The organism is Amycolatopsis sp. 3B14 (genome assembly GCF_050958625.1).
GTDB lineage: Bacteria > Actinomycetota > Actinomycetes > Mycobacteriales > Pseudonocardiaceae > Amycolatopsis_E > Amycolatopsis_E thermoflava.
In genome coordinates, this window is record NZ_JBHZEN010000036.1 from 108708 (window position 1) to 131471 (window position 22764).

At 71.6% G+C, this 22764-nt stretch carries 25 protein-coding genes; 23 read left to right on the plus strand and 2 right to left on the minus strand.

Annotation, left to right across the window (positions count from 1 at the left end):
- Positions 1–3: 3 nt before the first annotated feature.
- The 7 genes from ACCP09_RS21160 (at position 4) to ACCP09_RS21190 (ending at position 6687) form a co-directional block, all read left to right on the plus strand.
- Entirely contained in the window at positions 4–1092 is a 1089-nt protein-coding gene (locus tag ACCP09_RS21160) for an ABC transporter permease (RefSeq protein WP_433749312.1), read from the plus strand.
- Positions 1079–1969: an ABC transporter permease gene (locus ACCP09_RS21165; RefSeq protein ID WP_027930158.1), complete on the plus strand. Its 891-nt coding sequence runs from the start codon at positions 1079–1081 to the stop codon at positions 1967–1969. Before ACCP09_RS21160 ends, ACCP09_RS21165 begins: the two co-directional genes overlap by 14 nt.
- Positions 1966–2949, plus strand: a complete 984-nt coding sequence (locus ACCP09_RS21170; RefSeq protein WP_433749315.1) for an ABC transporter ATP-binding protein — start codon at positions 1966–1968, stop codon at positions 2947–2949. The genes ACCP09_RS21165 and ACCP09_RS21170 overlap by 4 nt, the downstream gene beginning before the upstream one ends.
- The gene (locus tag ACCP09_RS21175) at positions 2949–3929 is read left to right on the plus strand and encodes an ABC transporter ATP-binding protein (RefSeq protein WP_433749318.1); all 981 of its coding nucleotides are present in this window, start codon (positions 2949–2951) and stop codon (positions 3927–3929) included. The genes ACCP09_RS21170 and ACCP09_RS21175 overlap by 1 nt, the downstream gene beginning before the upstream one ends.
- The gene (locus ACCP09_RS21180; RefSeq protein ID WP_433749320.1) at positions 3929–5032 is read left to right on the plus strand and encodes an alcohol dehydrogenase catalytic domain-containing protein; all 1104 of its coding nucleotides are present in this window, start codon (positions 3929–3931) and stop codon (positions 5030–5032) included. Before ACCP09_RS21175 ends, ACCP09_RS21180 begins: the two co-directional genes overlap by 1 nt.
- A gap of 79 nt (positions 5033–5111) precedes the next feature.
- Positions 5112–6029, plus strand: a complete 918-nt coding sequence (locus ACCP09_RS21185) for a TIGR03621 family F420-dependent LLM class oxidoreductase (protein ID WP_027930154.1) — start codon at positions 5112–5114, stop codon at positions 6027–6029.
- A gap of 139 nt (positions 6030–6168) precedes the next feature.
- Positions 6169–6687 (plus strand): alpha/beta hydrolase fold domain-containing protein, encoded by a 519-nt coding sequence (locus ACCP09_RS21190; RefSeq protein WP_433749323.1) that lies wholly within the window; start codon positions 6169–6171, stop codon positions 6685–6687.
- Here ACCP09_RS21190 and ACCP09_RS21195 read toward each other — a convergent pair.
- Together ACCP09_RS21195 and ACCP09_RS21200 are read right to left on the minus strand one after the other, a co-directional pair.
- Positions 6654–7793, minus strand: coding sequence for a thiolase C-terminal domain-containing protein (locus ACCP09_RS21195; RefSeq protein ID WP_433749326.1), 1140 nt, complete (start codon positions 7791–7793; stop codon positions 6654–6656). The genes ACCP09_RS21190 and ACCP09_RS21195 overlap by 34 nt on opposite strands.
- On the minus strand, positions 7790–9931 hold the full coding sequence (locus ACCP09_RS21200; protein ID WP_433749329.1) for an acetate--CoA ligase family protein: 2142 nt from the start codon (positions 9929–9931) through the stop codon (positions 7790–7792). The genes ACCP09_RS21195 and ACCP09_RS21200 overlap by 4 nt, the downstream gene beginning before the upstream one ends.
- Positions 9932–10078: 147 nt before the next feature.
- On the opposite strand from ACCP09_RS21200, the gene ACCP09_RS21205 reads away from it, so the two are divergent.
- From ACCP09_RS21205 to ACCP09_RS21280, 16 genes are all read left to right on the plus strand, one after another.
- Entirely contained in the window at positions 10079–10951 is an 873-nt protein-coding gene (locus tag ACCP09_RS21205) for a branched-chain amino acid ABC transporter permease (RefSeq protein ID WP_433749332.1), read from the plus strand.
- Entirely contained in the window at positions 10948–11931 is a 984-nt protein-coding gene (locus ACCP09_RS21210) for a branched-chain amino acid ABC transporter permease (RefSeq protein WP_433749334.1), read from the plus strand. Before ACCP09_RS21205 ends, ACCP09_RS21210 begins: the two co-directional genes overlap by 4 nt.
- On the plus strand, positions 11928–12698 hold the full coding sequence (locus ACCP09_RS21215; RefSeq protein ID WP_433749337.1) for an ABC transporter ATP-binding protein: 771 nt from the start codon (positions 11928–11930) through the stop codon (positions 12696–12698). Before ACCP09_RS21210 ends, ACCP09_RS21215 begins: the two co-directional genes overlap by 4 nt.
- 16 nt (positions 12699–12714) lie before the next feature.
- Positions 12715–13431, plus strand: coding sequence for an ABC transporter ATP-binding protein (locus ACCP09_RS21220; RefSeq protein WP_433749340.1), 717 nt, complete (start codon positions 12715–12717; stop codon positions 13429–13431).
- Entirely contained in the window at positions 13431–14606 is a 1176-nt protein-coding gene (locus ACCP09_RS21225) for an ABC transporter substrate-binding protein (protein WP_433749343.1), read from the plus strand. Before ACCP09_RS21220 ends, ACCP09_RS21225 begins: the two co-directional genes overlap by 1 nt.
- Positions 14596–15036 carry a Zn-ribbon domain-containing OB-fold protein gene (locus tag ACCP09_RS21230; RefSeq protein WP_433749346.1) on the plus strand — a complete coding sequence of 147 codons (441 nt, stop codon included), beginning with the start codon at positions 14596–14598 and terminating at the stop codon, positions 15034–15036. Before ACCP09_RS21225 ends, ACCP09_RS21230 begins: the two co-directional genes overlap by 11 nt.
- Positions 15021–15869: a TIGR03619 family F420-dependent LLM class oxidoreductase gene (locus tag ACCP09_RS21235; protein ID WP_433749348.1), complete on the plus strand. Its 849-nt coding sequence runs from the start codon at positions 15021–15023 to the stop codon at positions 15867–15869. Before ACCP09_RS21230 ends, ACCP09_RS21235 begins: the two co-directional genes overlap by 16 nt.
- Positions 15862–16605 carry an SDR family NAD(P)-dependent oxidoreductase gene (locus tag ACCP09_RS21240; RefSeq protein ID WP_433749351.1) on the plus strand — a complete coding sequence of 248 codons (744 nt, stop codon included), beginning with the start codon at positions 15862–15864 and terminating at the stop codon, positions 16603–16605. Before ACCP09_RS21235 ends, ACCP09_RS21240 begins: the two co-directional genes overlap by 8 nt.
- Entirely contained in the window at positions 16602–17522 is a 921-nt protein-coding gene (locus ACCP09_RS21245; RefSeq protein ID WP_027930144.1) for a cyclase family protein, read from the plus strand. Before ACCP09_RS21240 ends, ACCP09_RS21245 begins: the two co-directional genes overlap by 4 nt.
- Positions 17522–18277 carry an SDR family oxidoreductase gene (locus ACCP09_RS21250; protein WP_433749355.1) on the plus strand — a complete coding sequence of 252 codons (756 nt, stop codon included), beginning with the start codon at positions 17522–17524 and terminating at the stop codon, positions 18275–18277. The genes ACCP09_RS21245 and ACCP09_RS21250 overlap by 1 nt, the downstream gene beginning before the upstream one ends.
- A complete protein-coding gene (locus ACCP09_RS21255) occupies positions 18274–19182 on the plus strand; it encodes an SDR family oxidoreductase (RefSeq protein WP_433749358.1) in 909 nt (302 codons plus the stop codon). The genes ACCP09_RS21250 and ACCP09_RS21255 overlap by 4 nt, the downstream gene beginning before the upstream one ends.
- A complete protein-coding gene (locus ACCP09_RS21260) occupies positions 19182–19922 on the plus strand; it encodes an enoyl-CoA hydratase family protein (RefSeq protein ID WP_433749361.1) in 741 nt (246 codons plus the stop codon). The genes ACCP09_RS21255 and ACCP09_RS21260 overlap by 1 nt, the downstream gene beginning before the upstream one ends.
- Complete coding sequence (locus ACCP09_RS21265) at positions 19912–20766, plus strand: CoA transferase subunit A (RefSeq protein WP_433749363.1); 855 nt, start codon at positions 19912–19914, stop codon at positions 20764–20766. The genes ACCP09_RS21260 and ACCP09_RS21265 overlap by 11 nt, the downstream gene beginning before the upstream one ends.
- Entirely contained in the window at positions 20763–21482 is a 720-nt protein-coding gene (locus ACCP09_RS21270; protein ID WP_433749365.1) for a CoA-transferase subunit beta, read from the plus strand. Before ACCP09_RS21265 ends, ACCP09_RS21270 begins: the two co-directional genes overlap by 4 nt.
- A 2-nt stretch (positions 21483–21484) precedes the next feature.
- Positions 21485–22537, plus strand: coding sequence for an NAD(P)H-dependent flavin oxidoreductase (locus ACCP09_RS21275; protein ID WP_433749374.1), 1053 nt, complete (start codon positions 21485–21487; stop codon positions 22535–22537).
- Positions 22534–22764: LLM class flavin-dependent oxidoreductase (locus ACCP09_RS21280; RefSeq protein WP_433749368.1), on the plus strand; the 231-nt coding region annotated here is incomplete at its 3' end. The genes ACCP09_RS21275 and ACCP09_RS21280, both read left to right, overlap by 4 nt.

A 22764-nucleotide genomic window follows, 5' to 3' on the forward strand; every position in this document is an offset into this window, starting at 1 on the left:
ATCGTGCTCCGCGTCGTGCCGGTGCTGGTCCTGGTCAGCATCGGCACGGCGGTGCTCATCGACCTGGTGCCCGGCGATCCCGCGGTCGCCGTGGTGGGACCTGAAGGCACGCCGGAGCAGTACGCGCAGGTGCGGGCGGCGCTGGGAGTCGACCGCCCGGCCGTGACCCGGTACCTGGACTGGCTCGGCGGTCTGCTGCACGGCGACTTCGGGCGGACCTTCGTGCCGCCCGTGCAGGACGTCGCCGACCTGATCGCGGCCCGGCTACCGGTCACCGTCGAGATCGCGGTGCTGGCCACGATGCTGTCGCTGGTCATCAGCGTGCCGGTCGCGTCCTGGTCGGCCCATCGGTTCGGGCGCGGGTTCGACCGGGTCACGACCGCGGCGTCATTTGGCCTGATCTCGGTGCCGAGCTTCCTGCTGGCGCTGCTGCTGATCTTCTTCGTGGTGTTCCGGCCGGGGGTGGTGAAGGGCCTGATCGTGGGTGTGGCTGCCATCGCCGCGTTCTCGATCGCCTACGCGGCGGTGGCCGGGCGCCATCGCAACGCGCCGTGGCGGCGGGTGGCGCTGGCCGGGGCGGTGCTGGCCGGCGGGATCGTGCTGGTCCTGGTGCTTCCGTCGTTCCCGCGGCAGGGTTTCGCCCGGATCGGCACCGCGGGGATCGGTGACAACCTGCGCAGCGTGTTCCTGCCGGTGCTCACCCTGGCGCTGGTGGAAAGCGCCCAGCTGACCCGGCTGCTGCGCAACGACATGGCCACGACTCTCCAGGAGGACTTCGTTCTCGCCGCGCGGGCCAAGGGCATGCCGGTGCGGCACATCCTGGTCAAGGAGGCGCTGCGCCCGTCGTCGTTCTCCCTCATCACGGTCGCCGGGATCAGCTTCGGCCGGTTGCTCGGCGGCACGGTGATCGTGGAAACCATCTTCCGGCTGCCGGGGATGGGCACGCTCATCGTCGACGCGGTGGCCAAGAAGGAGTACCTCGTGCTGCAAGCCGCGGTGCTGCTGATCGCCACGCTCTACGTGGTGGTCAACGCGCTCGTCGACCTCGCCTACCTCGCACTTGACCCGAGGACACGTCATGGCCGCACTTGACTTCGCCCCCTCGTCCACCGCCGGCACCACAGCGAAGTGGCGGCGGTTACCGCGCCTGGGTGTCTGGCCCGCCGTGGTCTGGCTCGGGATCGTCGCGTTCGCCGCGGCGCTGGCCGACGTCCTGCCGCTGCCCGAGGGGCGGGACCCGGCTCGCGCCCTCGATGAGCCGATCCTGCAGGGCGTCGACCTGTTCTCGGCGCATCCGCTGGGCACGGACCGGCAGGGGCTGGACGTGCTGACCGGGGTGGTGTTCGGCGCCCGGGTGTCACTGGTCGTGGGGCTGGGCGCGGCGGCACTGGGCCTGGTGGTCGGCGGTCTGCTCGGCGTGGTGGCCGGCTACTACCGGGGCAAGGTCGACGGCGTCCTCAACCTCGGCAATGACGCGTTGCTGGCCTTCCCGCCACTGGTGCTGCTGCTGGCGCTCGCCTCGGTCGTCCATCCGGCGGTGGGCACCACGACGATCGTGCTCGGCGTGCTCGCGGTGCCGACGTTCTTCCGGATCGCCCGGGCGAACACGATGGTCTACGCGCAACGGCCGTTCGTGTTCGCGGCCAGGGCGCTCGGTGCGCGCGGGTCGCGCATCCTGTTCCGCGAACTAGTGCCCAACGTCGCGCTGTCGGCGTTGTCGTACGCCTTCATCGTGGTCGCGGTGCTGGTCGTGGCGGAGGCGTCGCTAAGCTTCCTGGGGCTGGGCATCCAGCGACCGGAACCGACGTGGGGCAACATGATCGCGGCCGGGCAGCAGGACTTCCGCGACCACCCGCATCTCGTCTTCGGCCCGGGCGCGGTGTTGTTCCTGACGGTCCTGGCCCTCAACCGCGTCGGCGACTGGACGCGCCGGCACTGGGACCCGCGCAGCGCAGGGGAGGTCCGGTGAACCCGTTGCTGGCGGTGCACGACCTGCACACCGTCTTCCGGACGCCGCGAGGTGCGGTGCGCGCTGTGGACGGCGTGTCGTTCCAACTCGACGAGGGGGAGTGCCTGGGCATCGTCGGGGAGTCGGGATCGGGCAAGTCGGTGCTGGTGCGGACCGTGATGGACCTGCTTCCCGTCACCGCGTCGGTCGGTGCCGGATCGCGCATCGAGTGGCGGGGCCGGGACATCCTCTCCCTGCCGCCCGCCGAGGCCCGAAAGTTGTGGGGCCCGCAGCTGGCGATGATCTTCCAGGACCCGGCGACGTCGCTGAACCCGGTGCGGCGCATCGGGGATCAGATCGCGGACCCGCAACGGCAGCACCTGGGGCGCGGCCGCAAGGCTGCCCGGGAGGCCGCGGCGGACCTGCTGGCCCAGGTGGGCATCGCCGATCCGGTGCGCAGGCTCCGGCAGTACCCGCACGAGTTGTCGGGCGGCATGCGGCAACGCGTGATGATCGCGATCGCGCTGTCGTGTGAGCCGCGGCTGCTCATCGCCGACGAGCCGACCACCGCGCTCGACGTCACGGTCCAGCGGCAGATCCTCGAGCTGCTGCGCACCCTGCAGCAGGAACGGGGGATGTCCATGATCCTGATCAGCCACGACCTCGGCGTGGTCGCCGGCCACACCGACCGGGTGGCGGTGATGTACGCCGGGCGCATGGTCGAGTCGGCGGAGACGAAGGACCTCTTCCGGGCGGTCCGGCACCGCTACACCGACGGTCTGCTGCGGTCGACCCCGCGGGTGGAGTTCGCGCCGCACACCCGGCTCGAAGCCATTCCGGGCCGGCCGCCCGACCTGGTCGACCCACCACCGGGCTGCCGGTTCGCGCCACGGTGCGCGCATGCGCTGGACCGCTGCCGCGAGCGGGTTCCCCAGTTGACGGACATCGGCGGGGGCCACCTGGTCGCCTGTCACAACCCGGCCGGGAAGGGGGACGCCTGATGGCCGGTTCCGGAACCGCGGCGCTGCGCGAGGGCGATGCGCTGTTGCGAGTGGAGGACCTGCACGTCGAGTATCCGCTGACGCGCGGCAAGGTCGCGCACGCCGTGTCGGGCCTGAGCTTCGACGTGCGGGAGGGCGAGACGCTGGGACTGGTCGGCGAGTCGGGGTGCGGCAAATCGACCACCGCGCGGGCGATCCTCCAGCTGCCGCCGCCGACGCGGGGATCGGTGCGGTTCGATGGCGTCGATCTCACCGGCCTGGCCGGCCGCCGTCTGCGGCGAGTCCGGCAGCGGTTGCAGGTGATCCAGCAGGATCCGGTCTCGGCGCTCAACCCCCGGCGGCGAGTGCGCGACATCGTGGCCGAAGGCCTCCGCGTGTGGGGCGAGCGGGCGGCGTCGGCACGGGTGACGGAAATGCTCGACGCGGTGGGGCTGGACGCCACGGCGGTCGGCGACCGCAGGCCCGGGCAGTTCTCCGGTGGGCAGTGCCAGCGCATCAGCATCGCGCGTGCCCTCGTGCTGGAGCCGAAGCTGCTGATCTGCGACGAGCCCGTGTCCGCGTTGGACGTGTCGGTCCAGGCGCAGATCCTCAACCTGATCGAGGACCTGAAGGAGAAGTACGGGATCACGGTGCTGTTCGTCTCGCACGACCTGGGCGTGATCAAGGTGGTCAGCGACCGCGTGATGGTGCTCTACCTCGGCAAGGTGTGCGAGATCGGGCCCACCCAGAGCCTCTACTCCCGGCCCGCCCACCCGTACACGCGGATGTTGCTGGAGTCGGTGCCGGTGCCCGATCCCGAGGTCGCGCCGGGGCCGGTGCCGGCCGCCCGCGAGCTGCCTTCGGTGGTCGACCCGCCGAGTGGTTGCCGCTTCCGCACGAGGTGCCCGCTGGCGACGGAGCGGTGCGCGGCGGAGGAACCCCAGCTGCGCGAGTCGGCGCCCGGACACTTCGTGGCGTGCCACCACGCGGGGGAGAGCTGATGCGCACGAGAGCCGCGACCCTGACCGAGTTCGGCGCCCCGCTGGAGGTGCGGGACGTCGAGGTGGCCGAGCCGGGGGAGGGTGACGTGCGGGTCCGGATCCTCGCGTCCGGGATCTGCGGTTCCGACGCCAAGGTCCAGTCCGGGCGGAACCCGCTGTACCCGAGCCCGCCGGTCGTGCTGGGGCACGAGAGCGCGGGGGTCGTCGACGCGGTCGGCCGGGGCGTGACGACGGTGGTGCCGGGTGACCACGTGCTCGTCGCGATGAACCGCGCGTGTGGCCGGTGCGCGGAGTGCGCCCGGGGGCGGGCCCACCTGTGCACGGACCCGGCGCGCCGCGCCGCGATCAGCGGACGGCTGGCCGACGGGCGGCCTCCGTTCGTCCTCGACGGGCGGGAGGTGCCCGGGTTCATCGGCATCGGGTCGTTCGCCGGGCACGTGGTGGTGGGCGAGCAGATGCTCGTGCCTGTGCCGGCGGACGACTTCCATGACGCGCTCGCCCTTCTCACCTGCGCGGTCGTCACCGGCGCGGGCGCTGTGTGGAACGTGGCGCGGGTGCGGCCCGGCGACAGCGTGCTGGTGGTCGGATGCGGCGGAGTGGGCCTCAACGTGGTGCAGGCGGCGGCACTCGCCGGTGCGGGTCAGGTCATCGCGGCCGACACCGTGGCGGGCAAGCTCGAGCTGGCGCAGCGGCTGGGGGCGACGGCGGTGCTGCCCGCGGACGAGGGACTCGCGGACCGGGTGCATGCCCTTGAACCGGCAGGTGTGTGTCACGCGTTCGACGCGACCGGCGCCGACGGAGTCGCCGCGCGGGCGATGGCGGCGACCCGGCCCGGCGCGACGACGGTTCTCGTGGGCAGCCCGGCCGTGGCGACCGTCGCCGTGCCGGCCGGCCTCCTGGCCGCTGGTCGGGTCCTGCGTGGATGCGTGGGCGGGAACGCCGCGCCTGCCGCCGACCTGCCGCGGTTGGTCGAGCTGGTGCGCACAGGCCGGTTCCAGCTCGAGCCCCTGGTCACCGAGCGCGTGGTCCTCGATGACGTCAACACCGCCCTTGACCGCCTTCGCGCCGGGCAGGTCGCGCGTTCGCTGATCGTCTTCGATTGACGAGGGCGCCGTCCGCCACTAGGCTCTTGACCAAGCAATTGGTTGGTTCAATGTCGATCCTCCGAGGTAGGTGCTGTACATGGCGAGGCATCCGTTCCGGTTCGGTGTCGTGGTCCGCAAGGCCGGGTCCGGGCGGGCGTGGGCAGAGCGGGCCCGCCTCGTGGAGGATCTCGGGTTCTCCACGCTGCTTGTGCCCGACCACTTCCTCGGCCCGCGCTTCGCGCCCATCGCGGCGATGACCGCGGCCGCGACGGCGACCACCACCCTGCGGGTGGGCACCCTGGTGTTCGCCAACGACTACCGGCACCCCGTCGTCCTGGGCAAGGAGCTGGCGACGCTCGACGTGCTCTCCGACGGACGCTTGGACGTGGGCCTGGGCACCGGCTGGATGCGTGCCGACTACGACGGCGCCGGGCTTCCCTTCGACCCGCCGAAGGAGCGGTTCGAGCGCTTCACCGAAGCGCTGGAGGTGCTGCGTGGCGTATGGAGCGAGGGAGCGTTCTCCTTCGCGGGCAAGCACTACCGGATCACCGACCTGGTGCAGGAGCCCAAGCCCGTGCAGAAGCCGTTCCCGAAGCTGATGCTGCCCGGCGGCGGCCCGAAGATGCTGCGCCTGGCCGGGCGGTACGCCGACTACGTCAACCTCACGCTGCGGGTCAAGGCGGACGGCACGGCCCCCGACGAGACCGACGGCGGGCTGGAGGCGTTCCTGCAGAAGGTCGAGCACATCCGCCAGGGCGCGGGAGACCGGTTCGACCAGATCGAGATCGGCACGAGCGTGCAGCAGGTCGGCGAGCCCAGCGACAAGGAGAACTGGAGCGCAGTGAACCTGTCCCGTCAGGACAGCACGCCACAGGTGCTGCTCGGCGACACCGCGCAGATGGCTGACAAGCTCCGCTACTGGCGGGACGAGCACGGCCTGTCGTACTTCGTGCTGCACAACGACAAGGACCTCGACGCCTTCGCACCGGTGGTGAAGGAGCTGGCGGGCACCTGATGGAACCGGAGATCGAAGCGGCGCTGGCCGCGCTGCCGCTGCCGGGTCCGCGTCCTCCCGCGGATACCACGATGCACCGCGGGAGGACGGCTCGATCCGCTGCTACCGGCCCGTCGGCTCGACCGGTCTGCTGCTGGGCGTGACTGGTTCCACGGCGGCGGGGCGGGTCGAGGATGGATACACCGCCACGTGCTGGGCAGCGGCTCACGCCGGCGGGGACGGCGCCCGGCTCGCCGTGGCCGGGGGAAGCGCAGGCGGCAACCTCGCCGCGGCGGTGGCGGTCATGGCACGCGACCGTGGGGGGCCGCTGATCGCGTCCGTGCCCGAGGACAACGATCAGATCCTGCGGCACTACGTCGGCGACGGGCCGGTCTCACCGTACGCAATGCCCTCACTGGCGGGGGACCTCCGCGGTGTGCCGCCCGCCTACGTCCTGACGGCGGGCCTGGACTACCTCCGTGAGTCCGGCGTGGCCTACGCGATGGCCCTGGATCGCGCCGGCGTCAGCGTGGAGTTGCACCTCGTGCCCGACGTACCGCACGGCTTCGACGCGATCGCACCACAGGCGCCGACCTCCCGGCGGATCGTCGCCGAGTACGCCGCCGCCCTCGCGAAGGCGCTCGCTCAGCCGGCCACCAGGACCGCGGCGCTGCCGTAGCTCCCTCCGAACCCGGTGCACAGGGCCACCCCCGGCCGGCGCTCCTGGTTCGTGCCTTCGCCGCGCAGCTGACGCACCGCCTCGAGGACGTTGTTCAGACCGTGCACATACCCCTCGGACAGCAGCCCGCCGTGCGGGTTCACCGGCAGCGCGCCCGAAGGCAGCGTCTCGCCAGCGCGGACGAACGCGCCCGACTCCCCGCGGGGCGCGAGGCCGAAGTCCTCCAGCTGCTGCAGCACGATGGGGGAGTAGGCGTCGTAGAGCACCGCCAGCTCCACATCGGACGGACGCATTCCGGCGGTCCGGTACAGCGGCTCCGCCAGGTACGACGAGAACAACGCGCTCAGGTCCGTGGCGGAGTCCATCGTGCTCGCGCCGGGTCCGCCGCCGCGGACGACGGCGTGGATCCGCGGGCTGCCCGGACGGACCACGTCGGCGGTCTTCGCCGCGCTGACCACCAGCGCGGCCCCGCCGTCGGTCTCCAGGCAGCAGTCCGCCCGGCGCAGCGGCGTCGCGATCGGCGGGCTCGCGAAGTAGCCGGCCTCGTCGAGCGGCTCCCCGAGCACCGCACGGGAGTTGTGCGCCGCCAGGCTCCGGGACTGCGTCACCACGGCCGCGAGATCCTTCGCGGTCGCGCCGCTGTCGTTCATCCACCGCTGCGCCGCGAGCGCGAACAGATGCACCGGGCCGAGCATCCCGTACGGCACCGTGAACTGCTGGTCCACGCTCAGGCGCGCCTGACCCATCCGGACGCCGGACCGCCCGTTGAGCGCGCGGAACACCAGGACGTGCTCGGCGATGCCCCCCTCGATCAGCATGGCGGCGTCGCCGAGGATCGATGCCGACTGCGTGCCACCGCCGTGGATCTCGTTGGTCCAGACGGCGTCGGGAACGCCGAGCGCGGCGGCGACCTGGTTGACCCCGGCGGAGTCGCCCAGGTGGTAGCACAGCACCGCGCCGACGTCGGCCGCGGTGAGCCCGGCGTCGGCGAGCGCGCCCCGGCACGCGGTGACCGCGAGGTGCAGTTCGCTGCGCCCCGACCGCCGCGACAGGTCCGTCATCCCGATGCCGGTCACCGCGGCGCGGCCGGCGAAGGACTGCGTCACGAGACCCGCCGGGCGTCGAACCGCTGTGCCGCTGCAATCGCGGTCGCGGCCTCGTCGAAGGACCGGAACAGGGGCACACCGCGCTCCGCGGCGAACCGGGCGAGCAGCGCGGCGTCCGCCGGTGCGGCGACCTCGGAGTTGCGGGTCACGACCGCGGTCCGCGCCGGGTAGCCACGCTCCAGGAGGTCCCGCATGGCGTCGATCAGCGGCCGCAGCCCCGCCTTGCCGTAGTTGTAGTAGGCGGCCACGTTGACGTGGACGAGAACGTCCCGGTAGGGCTGGCCGTCCTCGCCGAACACGGGTTCCAGGGCGTCGCCCAGCAAGCCCGCCGGCGACACCGGGCCGACCGGCACCTCGAGCGGGTTGGCGACGCTGGTCCCGGCCCCGTGGCCCAGTTCCCGCAGGCGGGCCCGCAGCCCGGGCCGCAGCGGGGTCAGTTCGAGGCCGGCGCGGTCGCACGCGTCGGTGGCCAGCACTGACGCGCCCCCACCGAGACCGATCACCAGGACCCCCGAGGACCCCGGCGCCGGTGGCTCGGGGTGCCCCTGCAGGTAGGCGAGGCTGCCGAGCAGGTCCTCCAGGGTGGACACCAGTGACACCCCGGTCGCATCCGCGACCGCCCGCCACACCTTCTCCTCCCCGGCCAGCGAGCCGGTGTGGGAGCTGACGGCCCGCGCACCCTGGGCGCTGGAACCACCGCGCAACAGCACGACCGGCTTGCGCCCGTCCGCGCGGCGCAGGGCACGCAGCAGGCCCGCGCCGTCGCGGGTGCCTTCGAGGTAGACACCAAGAACGTCGGTCTCGGGATCGTCGACCAGCCAGCTCAGCAGGTCTCCGTGCGTCACGTCGATCGCGTTGCCGATGCTGGCCACCTTCGCGAACCGCAGGCCGCGCCGGTCGCCGACGGTCACGATGTCCCCGGACAGGCCGCCGCTCTGGGACACCACCGACACCCGGCCGGGTCGCGTCGGTGCGTTGAGTGTGAACGTCTGCCGTCCGGCAGGGCTGAACACGCCGAGGCAGTTCGGGCCGAGCAGGCGGGTCTTCGTCCCGGCCACGGCGGCGGCGAGGTCGGTCTCCAGGGCCGCGCCCGCGGCGTTCATCTCGCCGAACCCGCCGCTGATCACCTGGATGAACGGCACCTTCCCGGCCGCCTGGGCCACGACCTCGACGGCGCGGGCGGCGGGGAGGGCGACCAGGAGGTAGTCGGCGCCGCCGGGCACGTCGGCGATGGTGGCCACGGCGGGCACGCCGTCCACTTCCGCCGCGGCCGGGTGCAGCGCGTAGAGCCCGTCGGTCCAGCCGGCCTGCCGGTAGGCCGCGAGGAAGCGGTTGCCGAATCCGTTCTTGCCGGTCGAGGCGCCGGCGACGGCGATCCGGCGCGGCGCGAACAGGGCGGTGAAGTCGGTGTCCTGCGCCTGTTCCACCGGTGCCGCGCCCGGGTCGAGGATGAGCCGGGCATCCAGCGCGGTCGCGCCCTCGGGGGTGACGACCACCGGGTTGCATTCGAACTCGGCCAGGTCCGGCCCGATCCGCTCGACCAGCCCGCCCGCACCGGCGATCGCCACCAGCAGGTCGACCAGCGCGGCGCGGTCGACCGGCGGCTTGCCCCGGGCGCCCGTCAGCAACGGGGCGCCGGGGAAGGTCGCGACGAGGTCCTCCGCGTCGGCGCGGGTGAGCGGGCAGGGCCGCAGCGCGGTGAGGTCGAGCAGTTCGGTCGCGGTACCGCCCAGCCCGAGCAGCACGACGGGACCGAAGGTCTGGTCGCGGACGACGCCGATGATCAGCTCGGTGCCGCCAGGGTGCTGCTCCTCGGCCAGGTAGCCGCGGGGCTCGATCCCCTGCCGGGCCAGGTGAACGGCCATGTCGTCGAGGGCGCCGGGGAGCCCCGCCGTGCTGATCCCGAGCCGGACCGCGCCCACGTCGCTCTTGTGCAGCAGCCCTGGCCCCCAGGCCTTGAGCACGAGCGGGCCGTCGAGATCGCGCGCGTCCGCGGGGCCGGTGAGCACGCGACCGCGCGGAACCGCGACGCCGTGCTCGGTCAGCAGCTGCTTGACGACGTGTTCCGGGACGGCGATCCGCGCGTCGCCGTGGGTGAGGGGAAAACCTTCTCCGGCGATCCGTCGGTCGATCGGCATGAACCACTCCGTTCTTCACCAAGCGCTTGCTCGATAAGTTACGGCGGGGCCCGTGCGGCGGCAAGACCCCGCGTTCCTTGACGGCGTGTTCGGCCCGGTGTTAGCTTCCAGTCAACCAAGCACTTGCTTGTTTTCGTGGAGGCGTTCGTGAGCACATTCGTCGCGCTGTCGGTCAGCGCGCTCGCCTACGGTGCCGCGCTCGCGCTCGCCGCACTCGGTTTCCTCGTGCTGTACAAGGCCACCGGTGTGGTGAACTTCGCCCACGGCGACCTGATCACCCTCGGCGGCTACCTCGCGCTGTGGTTCATCACCGCGCTGCACCTCGCGCCGGTCGCCGGGTACCTCGTCGCGCTCGCGGTCATGTTCGGCGCCGGTGTGCTGCTGGAGCGGGTCGCGTTCGCACCCCTGCGCCGTCGCCCGCACCTGACGGTCCTCATCGCGACGCTCGCCGCGGCGCTCGTGCTGCGCGCGGCGATCTCCCTGTGGCAGGGCAGCACACCACGCAAGCTGCCCTCGCCAGTGGGGGATGAGGTGGTGACGATCCTCGGCGCTCCCATCGCCGTGCAACGGCTCGTCATCATCGGGGTCGCGGCCGTGTGCCTGACCGGGATCGTCCTGCTGTTCACCCGGACCGGATTCGGCAGGCAGCTGCGAGCCGTGTCGAGCGACCGGATGGCGGCGGAGTTGCACGGGGTCAACACCACACGGGTGAGCGTCGTGGCGTGGGGGTTGTCCGCCGCGCTCGCGGCCTTGGCCGGAATCCTCATCGCGCCGTTGTCCGCGCTGGACGTGAACTTCGGGTTCACCATGATGCTGGCCGCGTTCGCCGCGGCGGTCCTCGGCGGGTTCGGCTCGCTCTGGGGGGCGACGCTTGGCGCGGTGCTCGTCGGCGTCCTCCAGCACCTTGTCGGCGGCTACGTGCTGCAGGACTTCGCGGTCGTGCTGCCGTTCCTCGCGATGCTGCTCCTGCTCGCCGTGCGGCCACAGGGGCTGTTCGGCAAGGCGGTGAGCCGGCTGTGACCGCGACCCGCACTCCGCCTGCCCGTGCGCTGTACCGCAGGGGCCAGTACTGGATCCTCCTCGGCGCGCTCGCCCTCGTCTTCGGGCTGTCCCGGTTGACCACGTCGGGCAGCGCGGTCAACCTGCTCGACCTGTGGCTGGCCTACTCGATCGCCGCGCTCGGGTTCTACTGGATCTTCGCTCTCGGCGGGCGGTTCGCGTTCTGCCAGACGTTCATGATGGCGCTCGGCGGGTACACCGCGGCCTGGCTCGGCCGGCAGGGCGCGCCGTTCGGTGTCGGCGTTCTGGGCGCCACCGTGGCGGCGGCACTGGCGGCGGCCCTGATCGGCCTGCTGCTGTGGCGTGCCGAGCACCTGTACTTCGCGCTCGGCACGCTCGCGGTCACCGAGATCGGACTGGTCGTCTTCGGCCGGACCAACGCCTTCACCGGGACGAATGGCAACGTCACGGGCGTGGACTACCCGGAGGTCTTCGGAATCCAGCTGCGCTCCGACGGCGAGGTCTTCTGGCTTCTGGCCGCGGTGCTCGCGATTCTGCTGTTGCTCGCGGTGTTCCTCGACCGGTCCCCGGTCAGCCGCGATCTCGCCGCGGGGCGCGAGCTGCCGATGGTCGCGCGCGGCGCGGGGGTCGCGGTCGGCCGGCTGCGGCTGGGGATGTTCGTGCTCGGTTCCGCCGCGGGCGGGCTCTCCGGCGCGCTGATCACCCACTGGCAGGGGTTCATCGGGGTGGACTCGTTCGGCCTGGACCTGGGCATCGGGCTGTTCCTGATGGTCCTGCTCGGCGGCGTGACCTCCCACTGGGGCGTGCTGATCGGCGCCGGGTTCTACGTGGCCATCCCGGAACTGCTTTCCGGCGCTCGCCAGTACATGCCGATCCTCTACGGCGCGATCCTGCTGGTGGTGATCCTCGCGGCCCCCGGCGGGCTCGCGGAACTCGGCCGGCGGGCCGCCGGGCTCGTGGGCAAGGAGCCGCGCTCATGACGGGTGACGTGATGGCGGCCGAGGCCGTGTCGGTCGCGTTCGGCGGCGTCCGTGCCGTGGACGGCGTGTCGTTCACCGTCCGGACCGGGGAGATCCTCGGCGTGATCGGTCCCAACGGCAGCGGCAAGACGACACTGCTCAACGCCTTGACCGGGGTCGTCCGGGCGACGGGGAGCCTCCACCTCGGCGGTGGACGGGTCCGGCTGGGGCGGCCGGAGGCACCGCGGCGGGCCGGGCTCGCCCGGGTCTACCAGGCGCCCCAGATCGTCCCCGGGCTGACGTGCCTGGACAACGTCGTGATCGGAGCGGCCGACCGGCGCGCGCGGGGTCTGGTCGCCGCGGTGCTCGGACGGCCGCTGATGTGGCGGCACGAGCGGGGCCGGGTCACCTACGCCCACCGCCAGCTGGAGCGGGTCGGGCTCGCCGCGCGTGCCATGGCTCCCGCCCAGCTGCTGACCTACGGGGAACAGCGGCTGCTGGAACTCGCGCGGGCGTTGTCCGCCGATCCGCGGGTGCTTCTGCTCGACGAGCCGAGCGCCGGCCTCAATGACGCCGAAACCCGCCACCTGGCCGCGCTGCTCGCCGACGTGCGTGCGGCGGGCACCTCGCTGGTCATCGTCGACCACAAGATCGACTTCATCGACGCGCTGTGCGATCGCATCCTCGTGCTGGAGCTGGGCCGCCGCGTCGCGCTCGGCCCGCCCGCCGACGTGTGGTCGGACCAGCGCGTCATGGACGCCTACCTGGGGGTGCAGAGTGCTGCTTGAGCTGCGAGACCTCCACGTGCGTTACGGCTCCACGCACGCGGTGCGCGGCGCCGGCATCACGGTGTCGGCCGGTGAAGTGGTCTGCCTGCTCGGCCCGAACGGCGCGGGCAAGACTTCGGTGCTGCGCGCGGTGTCCGGCCTGGTGCCGTCCGAGGGAGCGATCACCTTCGACGGTCAGGACGTGCGCGGCTGGAGCCCGGCGCGACTGACCCGGGCCGGTCTCATCCACGTGCCCGAAGGCAGGCACGTCTTCCCCACGCTGTCCGTGCACGAAAACCTGCAGATGGGCGATGTCGCACGGGCCGGGCGCGCGGCGCGCTACGGCTACGACGACGTGTACGACCTGCTGCCCGCGTTGCGGCGGTTGCGCCGCCGCAACGGCTACGCCCTCTCCGGGGGTGAGCAGCAGATGGTCGCGCTGGGCCGGGCGCTGATCGCCGCTCCGCGCCTGTTGCTGCTCGACGAGCCTTCGCTGGGCCTGTCGCCCGCCGTCACCGCCACGGTGTACGAGGCGTTGCGCGCGGTCGCCGCGGAGACCCCGATCCTGCTGGTCGAGCAGAAGACCAGCGACGCGCTCGACCTCGCCGACCGCGGCGTGGTGCTCGTCGCGGGCGAAATCGTGCTGCGCGGAGCCGCGGATGAGCTCCTCGACCGGCAGGCGATGGTCGCCAGCTACCTCGGGCAGCGCGACGCCCAGCCCGGCACATCCCCCAGCCTGCAAAGGAGCAGCTGATGAGACCACTCCGGATCGCGGCCGCGGCACTCGTGGCCACGTCCGCCCTGACCGCGTGCGGCGGCCAGGCCGGTACGCAAGCAGCCGAGGGCGCCCACATCGTCGGGCTGATCGAGGTCAAGGGCGACTCGCCGAATGCGCTGGATGACTACAACAACGGCGCGCAGATGGCGGTGGACGAGATCAACGCCGCCGGCGGGGTGCTGGGCAAGCCCCTGGAGTACACCCGGATCCCGGCGTCGGTCACCGACCCGCAGGCGGCGCGCACCGCGTTCCTCCGGGCCGCCGACCTGAAGCCCAGCGCCATCATCGGGTTCCCGGGCGGCGGGTCGCTCGAAGCGCTGACCCGTGACGTCGACGCGGCCGCGACCCCGATGATCCACATCAGCAGCGATGGCAAGCTCGCGCGCGGCGCGGAATCCGGCAGCGAATGGCTGTTCTCGGTCAACCCGGACGACACTGCCCGTGCCACCAACGGTGTCGCGCTGGCGCAGCGGCTCGGGGCGAAACGGATCGGGATCCTCGCCACCGACGAGACCTTCGGCCGGGTGTCGGCCGACAACTCGATCAAGGCGATCCAGGCCACGGGCTTGGAACTGGGCACCGTCCGGTACGTGCCGCCGACGGCCACCGACCTCACCGCGGCCCTGCTGGACCTGCGCGGTTCCGACGCGATCCTGTCCTGGACCTTCCCCAACGTGCTCGCGCTGCAGATGAACCAGATGGCGCAGAACGGCCTGACCACCCCGGTGATCACCGGCAACTCGGGGCCGCTGGTGGTGGCCAACAAGCTCGCCTCCGGCCCCGCCGTGGCCAGCCTCTACGCGGTCACCCCGTGCGCGCCGGCCATCGGCGCCGCACCCAAGGGGCGGACGTTCGCCGAGGCGTACCAGGCGAAACACGGCACCACGCCGACCGCGTCGGCCACCCAGGTCTACGACGCGGTCCGCATCCTGGCCGCCGCGATGCAGCGCGCGGGCACCGTCAGCGACCACGCCCGCATCGCCCAGGCCCTGCGGGAGCAGGAGTGGCACGAAGGCGCCTGCGCCGCCGTCTACCGCAGCGACGGGGCCCAGTTCCTGGGGCACCAGATGGTCGCGGAGTCCTTCCGGGACACCGGTTCGATCGTCGAGACCTACGACGTCCCGCCGGCGGACGAGCGCAATGGCCGCTGACCTCCGGACCGCGCCCGTGCCGACGCCGCTCACCGAGCCCTACTGGGACGCGGCCCGGCGGGGTGAGCTGGTCCTGCAGCAGTGCGCGGACTGCGCTCGCTTCACGCACCCGCCCGCGGAGTGGTGCCGCTTCTGCGGCAGCGAACGGCGCGGCTTCGCGCCGGTGTCCGGTGTGGGCGTGGTGGAGACGTTCAGCGTCGTCCACCGCACCTTCGCACCCGGTTTCGCCGGCCGGGTGCCGTACGTGATCGCCTGGGTCGGTCTCGACGAGCAGCCGGGGCTGCGGATGTTCGGGAACGTGCTCGGCGTCCCGGCCGACCACGTCCACATCGGACAACGGGTCGAGCTGGTGTTCGAGGAGATCGACGGGTTCGGGACGGTGCCGAACTTCCAGCCCGCGGGGAAGGAGCGGTCGTGCGGATCGGAGTGACCCTGGGGCTGCTGCATCCGGGGATCTGGCGGGACTTCGCCGTCGAGGCGGACCGGCTGGGGTTCGAGTCGCTGTGGGTGCCCGAGCACCTGGTGTTCACCTCGAACGTCGGCGAGTCCCGGTACCCGGGTTCCGCGGACGGGACGCCGCCGGTCTCGCCGGACGCGCACCTGTTCGACGCTCCCGCGTTCCTGTGCTCGATCGCCGGGGCCACCGAGCGGATCCGGCTGGGCACCTACGTGTACCTGTTCGGGCTGCGGCACCCGATCATCGGCGCCCGGGCCTTCGGCACGCTGGACGTGCTGTCCGGTGGCCGCGCGATCGTGGGTGTCGGGGCGGGCTGGCTGGCGGGGGAGTACGAGGCGCTCGGCCTGGACTTCGCCACGCGGGGGCGCCGGCTCGACGAGGCGATCGCCGTGGCCCGGCGGCTGTGGACCGAGCCGGTCGTGGACCACAGCGGCGAGTTCTACTCCTTCGAGGGCGTCCATTTCGAACCGAAACCGGCGAACCCGCCGATCGTGGCGGGTGGCGAGTCGAAGGCGGCGCTGCGCCGGGCGGTGCGGCTGTGTGACGGCTGGGTGTCGATGCCGCACACCTTGGAGTCGGCCAAGCCGCAGTTGGACCTGCTGGACCGGCTCCTGGCCGAGCACGGCCGGGACCGCTCGTCATTCGAGGTCACGGTGAGCGCGTTCGAGACCCGCGGACCGGAAGAGCTCGCGGAGTGGGAGGCGCTCGGGGTGGACCGGCTGATCGTGCGGCCGTACGAGCGCACGACCGGATCGATCGAGCGCCTGCGGGCCTTCGCCGAGGAGTACGGGGTGAGCCGTGGCTGACAGGACTCTGACGGGCAAGCGGGCCTTGGTGACCGGCGGAGCGAGCGGAATCGGCGAAGCGATCGTTGCGGAGCTCGCCGGTTTGGGCGCGTCGGTGGTGATCGCCGACCGTGATTTCGCCGGGGCGAAGCGCGTGGCCGGCGATTGCCGGGGCGAGGCTGTCGAGGTCGATCTCGGTGACGACGACAGCGTGGAGGCGGCCTTGACCGCCGTCCTGGACGGGGGCGGTGTGGACATCCTGATCAACAACGCCGGGGTGTCCGTGGTGGAGCATTTCCTGGACAGCGACCCGGCGGGCTGGGACCGGATGTGGCGGATCAACCTGCGCGCCCCGATGCGGCTCACGCAGGCGTTCCTGCCTGCCATGATGGAAGGCGAGTGGGGGCGGCTGATCTACATCTCGACGGACGGGGCCCGGGCGGGCGCCGGCGGTGAGAGCATCTACGCCGCGTGCAAGGCCGGGTTGTTCGGGCTGGCGAAGACAGTGGCGCGGGAAGCCGCCAAGTACGGCGTGACGAGCAACGTGGTATGCCCCGGGCTGGTGGACACGCCGATGCTCCGCAAGCACGCCGAGCGGAATCCGAATCTGATGTCGGCGTTGGTGAAGTCGATCCCGCTCCGGCGGCCGGGCACCGCGGACGAGGTGGCGGCCTACGTCGGGTTCCTGGCCGGTCCGCGCGCCGGGTACGTCACCGGGCAGACGTTGAGCGTCTCGGGTGGGGTGACGATGGCATGAGTTCATCGGGGAACTGGAATCGTTGGGGCGCGGAGGACGAGCGCGGCGCGGCGAACCTGCTCACGCCGGAGGTGATCCTGGCCGCGATGCCGGCTGTGCGTGAGGGGCGGGTGGTGTCGCTGGCGATGCCGATCCGCGGGGCGACCTCCAACGGCGGAGGCCGGCGGGTGCCGCACCTGGCCGGGCGGCCGCTGCCGCAGCACTTCATGGCCGTCGACGGCGGTGACTACGCCGCCGGGGCGCGCAAGGTCAAGGACACGATGGCGATCGCCGACGACGCGCTGCTCGTGTCGCCGCACGGCACCACAACCCACATCGACGCCCTGGCGCACACGTGGCGCGACGACCGGCTCTACAACGGCCATCCCGCCGAGCGGGTCCGCAGCTACGGCGCGACGCGGTGTGGGATCGACAAGCTCGGCGTGATCGTCACGCGGGGCCTGCTGCTGGACGTGGCCGGCCACCTCGGTGTCGGGCACGTGGATCCGGGGACGGAGATCGACGCCGAGGTCCTGGCCGGGTGTGCGTCGGCGGCGGGTGTGGAGCCGCGCGCCGGTGATGTCGTGCTGATCCGGACGGGATGGCCACGGGTGTTCGCCACCGACCCAGGCCGCTACCAGGGCGCGCAACCCGGAATCACCTACTCGGCCGGCCGGTGGCTGGTGGACCGCGATGTCGTGGCCATCGGCGCCGACAACGCGGCGGTCGGCGCGATCGCCTCCGACGGCGGTTTCGCGGGCCCTGTGGACGAGGACATCCATTTGCTGACGCTCTGGGAGCGAGGGGTGCACTTGATCGAGATGTTGGCTCTCGAGGAACTGGCCGCCACCGGGCGAGCCGAGTTCCTGTTCGTGGCCGCGCCGTTGCCGATCGAGGGCGGCACGGCCAGTCCCTTGAATCCTGTGGCGGTGATCTAGTGGATCTGGGTTTGACCGGTGCTGTGGTGCTGGTGACCGGTGGTGTGCGTGGCGTGGGCCGGGGCATCACGCGGGTGTTCCAGGTCTGCGGCGCGCATGTGGTGACCTGCGCCCGGCGCGAGCCGGAGGAACCGGCGGGCGAGTTCATCGCGTGCGATGTGCGTGATCCAGATCAGGTGTCGGCGTTGATCGGTCGGGTTGTGGACGAGCACGGTCGGCTGGATGTGGTGGTGAACAACGCGGGTGGTAGTCCGTTCGCTTCCGCTGCGGAGGCGTCGCCGCGGTTTCACGACAAGATCGTGCGGTTGAACTTGTTGGCGCCGTTGCTGGTGGCGCAGCGGGCGAACGTGGTGATGCAGCGTCAGGATGGTGGCGGGTCGATCGTGATGATCTCGAGCGTGTCGGCGACTCGTCCGTCGCCGGGGACGGCGGCGTATGGTGCGGCCAAGGCGGGGTTGGACAACTTGACGGCGAGTTTGGCGGTGGAGTGGGCGCCGAAGGTGCGGGTGAATGCGCTGGATGTGGGTTTGGTGCGCACGGAGCAGGCGCATCTGCATTACGGCAGCGATGTGGCGGCGGTGGGGAAGACGGTGCCGTTGGGGCGGCTTGCGGAGCCGGAGGAGATCGGCCAGTGTGCCGCGTTCCTGGCCTCGGGTCTGGCTTCGTATGTGTCGGGGGCGACGTTGAAGGTGCACGGCGGCGGTGAGGTGCCCGCGTTCCAGGCGGCCGCGGACGTCAACAGGGAGGGCCAGTGAGCAGGTTGTGCCAGGACCGGGTCGTCATCGTGACCGGCGCGGGCCGCGGGATCGGGCGGGCGCACGCGCTGGCGTTCGCCGCCGAGGGCGCGCGGGTGGTGGTCAACGACGTCGGCGTCGCGCTGGATGGTTCCACCACCGGCGACGGTCCGGCCGCCCAGGTGGTGGCGGAGATCGAGGCTCTCGGTGGCGAGGCCGTGGCGAACACCGATGACGTGGCTGACTGGGTCGGGGCGAAAAACCTCGTCAACACCGCGCTGGAGCAGTTCGGCGGCCTGGACGTGCTGGTCAACAACGCCGGGTTCGTGCGGGACCGGATGCTGGTCAACCTGGGTGAGGCCGAGTGGGACGCGGTGATCCGGGTCCACCTCAAGGGCCATTTCGCGCCGCTGCGGCATGCGGCGGAGTACTGGCGCGCCGAGGCGAAGGCCGGCCGGATGCCGAGCGCGCGGGTGATCAACACCAGTTCCGGCGCGGGTCTGCTGGGCAGTGTGGGGCAGTCGAACTACTCGGCGGCGAAGGCGGGGATCGCCGGGCTCACGGTGGTCGCGGCGGCCGAACTGCAGCGGTATGGCGTGACGGTGAACGCGATCGCCCCCTCAGCGCGGACCCGCATGACCGAGGAGGTGTTCGCGGCCACGATGGCCCGTCCCGACGAGGGGTTCGATGCGATGGCGCCGGAGAACGTCTCGCCGCTGGTGGTGTGGCTCGGCAGCAGGGAGTCTTCCGGTGTGACGGGGCGGGTGTTCGAGGTGGAGGGTGGGAGGGTGTCGCTGGCGCAGGCGTGGCGGCACGGCCCGTTCGTGGACAAGGGCGCCCGGTGGGAGCCGTCCGAGTTGGGTCCGGTGGTGGAGAAGTTGATCGCCGAGGCGCCCGCGCCCGAGCCCGTGTATGGAGCGTCCTGATGCCGGTTCTGACCAAACGCGACAGTCACATCGAGATCGTCACGGTGGATTTCCCGCCGGTGAATGCGTTGCCGGTGCAGGGCTGGTTCGACCTTGCTGCCGTTGTGCGGGCCGCGGGGGAGGATCCGGATGTGCACGTGGTGGTGCTGCGGGCGCAGGGCCGCGGGTTCAACGCCGGGGTGGACATCAAGGAGATCCAGCGCACCGCCGGGTATGAGGCACTCGTGGGCGCGAACAAGGGCTGTTACGCGGCGTTCGGTGCGGTGTATGACTGTGCGGTGCCGGTGGTGGCCGCGGTGCACGGGTTCTGCCTGGGCGGCGGGATCGGCCTGGCCGGCAACGCCGACGTGATCGTCGCGTCGGAGGATGCGACCTTCGGGGTGCCCGAAGTGGAGCGGGGTGCCCTGGGCGCGGCCACACACCTGGCGCGGCTGGTGCCCCAGCACCTGATGCGCACGTTGTACTTCACCGCCCGCACGATCACCGCGGCCGAGCTGCACCAGCACGGCTCGGTGTATCGGGTGGTGCCGCGCGCGGAGCTGGATGAGAGCGCGTTGGCGGTGGCGCGGGATATCGCGGCGAAGGATCCGCGGGTGATCCGGGCGGCGAAGGAGGCGCTCAACGGTATCGACACCCAGCAGGTGCACCGTAGTTACCGGTTCGAGCAGGGGTTCACCTTCGAGCTGAACCTGCTGGGCGCCTCGGATGAGGCTCGGGAGGAGTTCCTCAATGGCCGATAAGCGCATGACCGCCGACGAGGTCGCGGCGGAGGTCCGGGACGGCATGACCATCGGCATCGGCGGCTGGGGCTCCCGCCGCAAGCCGATGGCTTTGGTGCGGGCTCTGCTGCGGACACCGGTTCGCGATCTCACGGTCGTGTCGTATGGCGGCCCGGATGTGGGGTTGTTGTGTGCGGCGGGGAAGGTCAAGCGGGTGGTGTTCGGGTTCGTCACCCTGGACTCGATTCCGTTCGACCCGTGGTTCGGCCGGGCCCGGGAGACCGGGGCGATCGAGGTGACCGAATACGACGAGGGCATGTTCGCGGCGGCGCTCTCGGCGGCGGCGCAGCGGTTGCCGTTCCTGCCACTGCGGGCCGGGCTGGGCTCCGAGGTGATGCGGGTCAATCCCGAGTTACGCACGGTCCGTTCGCCCTATGCCGATGGTGAGGAATTGGTGGCTGTGCCCGCGCAGGAACTCGATGTGGCGCTGGTGCACCTCAACCGCGCCGATGCGCGGGGTAACGCCCAGTACCTCGGACCGGATCCCTACTTCGACGACCTGTTCTGCCTGGCGGCGAAAAAACGATTTGTTTCCGTCGAACAGGTGGTGGAGACGGCGGAGTTGACGGGGCCGGTGCAGTCGTTGCTGCTCAACCGCGGCTGCGTGGATGGGGTGGTGGAGGCGCCGCGGGGTGCGCACTTCACCACCGCGGTCCCCGACTACGGCCGCGATGAACGCTTCCAGCAGCACTACGTGGCGTGCGCGAAAGACCTGGACGCGTGGCCGGGGTTCGTGGACCGGTTCCTGTCCGGCGACGAGGCACGGTATTTGTCCGAGGTGGATCGATTCGAGGCGGCGGCATGAGCGCGACCAGGGCCGAGATCGCGGTGGTGGCGGTGGCCGAACTGTTCCGCGGCGACGGGGAGATCGTGGCCAGCCCGATGGGTTACATCCCGTCGCTGGGCGCGAAACTCGCCCGCCTGACCTTCGAACCCGACCTGCTGCTCTCCGACGGCGAGGCGTATCTGATCGATGTCGAGGGCGTGGTGGAAGGCTGGCAGCCGTTCCGCAAGATGCTGGACACGATCGTCCCGCACGGGCGGCGACACGTGGTGATGGGCGCCAACCAGATCGACAAGTTCGGCAACCAGAACATCTCCGCCATCGGCGACCACGCCCGCCCGGCCAAGCAGCTGCTCGGCGTGCGGGGCGCGCCGGGCAACACCGCGAACCACCGCACCAGCTACTGGGTGCCCCGCCACAGCCGGCGCGTCTTCGTCGAATCCGTGGACATCGTGTCCGGCGTGGGCTACGACAACGCCGCCAAGGCCGGACTCAAGTACCACGACGTGCACCGGGTGGTGACCAACCTCGGCGTGTTCGATTTCGCCACCCCCGACCACTCCATGCGCGCCGTCTCACTGCACCCCGGCGTCACCCCCGACGAGGTCACGGCCGCCACCTCCTTCGAGATCGATCTCTCCAGCGCGGTCACCAGCCGCGAGCCCACTGACGAGGAGCTGCGGCTGATCCGCGAGCTGGACCCGAAGGGCCTGCGGGACAAGGAAGTCCCCTCATGACCCTGGACACCGCCCTCACCCGCCTGGTCGGCATCCGCCACCCGGTCGTGCAGACCGGAATGGGCTGGGTCGCCGGCCCCCGCCTCGTCTCCGCCACCGCCGAAGCCGGCGGGCTCGGCATCCTCGCCTCGGCCACCATGACCTACCCCGAACTCGAAGCCGCCATCACGGAGGTCAAACAGCGCACTGACCAGCCCTTCGGCGTCAACCTCCGCGCCGACGCCACCGACGCCGGCGAGCGGGTCGACCTGCTCATCCGCGAAGGTGTCAAAGTCGCGTCCTTCGCGCTGGCGCCACGCCAGGAGATGATCGCCAAACTGCGCGACCACGGCATCGTGGTGATCCCGTCCATCGGAGCCGCGCGGCACGCCGAAAAGGTCGCCGCCTGGGGAGCGGATGCTGTGATCGTGCAGGGCGGCGAGGGTGGCGGGCACACCGGGGGAGTGGCCACGACGCTGCTGCTGCCCTCGGTGCTGGACGCGGTCGACATCCCCGTCGTCGCGGCGGGCGGGTTCTTCGACGGCCGCGGACTCGCCGCCGCACTGGCCTACGGCGCGGCGGGTGTGGCGATGGGGACACGGTTCCTGCTGAGCAAGGAAAGCACCGTGCCGGAGGAGGTCAAGCGGGTCTACCTCGCGCAGAACCTCACTGGCACGGTGGTGACGCGGAGGGTCGACGGCCTGCCGCACCGCGTATTGCGCACCGAACTGGTCGAGAAACTGGAAGACACCGGCCGGGTCCAGGGCACCATCCACGCCGTCCGCAACGCCCTACGCTTCCGCAAGCTCACCGGCCTCTCCCTGCCCGCCATGATCCGCGAAGGCCTCGCCATGAAACACGGCAACGAGATGACCTGGAGCCAGATCATCATGGCCGCCAACACCCCAATGCTCCTCCGCGCCGGCCTCGTCGAAGGCCGCACCGACGCGGGTGTCCTCGCCTCCGGCCAAGTCGTCGGCATGATCGACGACCTCCCGACGGTGGCCGACATCATCGACACCACCGTCACGCAGGCCGAGGAAATCGTGAAGCGGCTCAGCGGTGGTACCGCATGAAGGTCGGCTACAAGGCCTCGGCGGAGCAGTTCGGTCCGCGGGATCTGGTCGAGTACGCCGTGCGGGCCGAGGAGCTGGGCCTGGACTCGGTGATGGTGTCCGACCACTTCCTGCCGTGGCGGCACGAGGGTGGGCACGCGCCGTTCGCGTTGTCGTGGATGTCGGCGGTGGCGGAGCGGACGAACCGGGTGCAGATCGGGACGAGCGTGCTGACTCCGACGTTCCGG

Bases quoted from the DNA above. Each gene is read 5' to 3' on its own strand.
- ACCP09_RS21165 (WP_027930158.1), top strand. From the start codon at position 1,079: ATGGCCGCACTTGACTTCGCCCCCTCGTCCACCGCCGGCACCACAGCG.
- ACCP09_RS21175 (WP_433749318.1), top strand. From the start codon at position 2,949: ATGGCCGGTTCCGGAACCGCGGCGCTGCGCGAGGGCGATGCGCTGTTG.
- ACCP09_RS21180 (WP_433749320.1), top strand. From the start codon at position 3,929: ATGCGCACGAGAGCCGCGACCCTGACCGAGTTCGGCGCCCCGCTGGAG.
- ACCP09_RS21185 (WP_027930154.1), top strand. From the start codon at position 5,112: ATGGCGAGGCATCCGTTCCGGTTCGGTGTCGTGGTCCGCAAGGCCGGG.
- ACCP09_RS21200 (WP_433749329.1), bottom strand. From the start codon at position 9,931: ATGCCGATCGACCGACGGATCGCCGGAGAAGGTTTTCCCCTCACCCAC.
- ACCP09_RS21215 (WP_433749337.1), top strand. From the start codon at position 11,928: ATGACGGGTGACGTGATGGCGGCCGAGGCCGTGTCGGTCGCGTTCGGC.
- ACCP09_RS21225 (WP_433749343.1), top strand. From the start codon at position 13,431: ATGAGACCACTCCGGATCGCGGCCGCGGCACTCGTGGCCACGTCCGCC.
- ACCP09_RS21230 (WP_433749346.1), top strand. From the start codon at position 14,596: ATGGCCGCTGACCTCCGGACCGCGCCCGTGCCGACGCCGCTCACCGAG.
- ACCP09_RS21245 (WP_027930144.1), top strand. From the start codon at position 16,602: ATGAGTTCATCGGGGAACTGGAATCGTTGGGGCGCGGAGGACGAGCGC.
- ACCP09_RS21260 (WP_433749361.1), top strand. From the start codon at position 19,182: ATGCCGGTTCTGACCAAACGCGACAGTCACATCGAGATCGTCACGGTG.
- ACCP09_RS21265 (WP_433749363.1), top strand. From the start codon at position 19,912: ATGGCCGATAAGCGCATGACCGCCGACGAGGTCGCGGCGGAGGTCCGG.
- ACCP09_RS21270 (WP_433749365.1), top strand. From the start codon at position 20,763: ATGAGCGCGACCAGGGCCGAGATCGCGGTGGTGGCGGTGGCCGAACTG.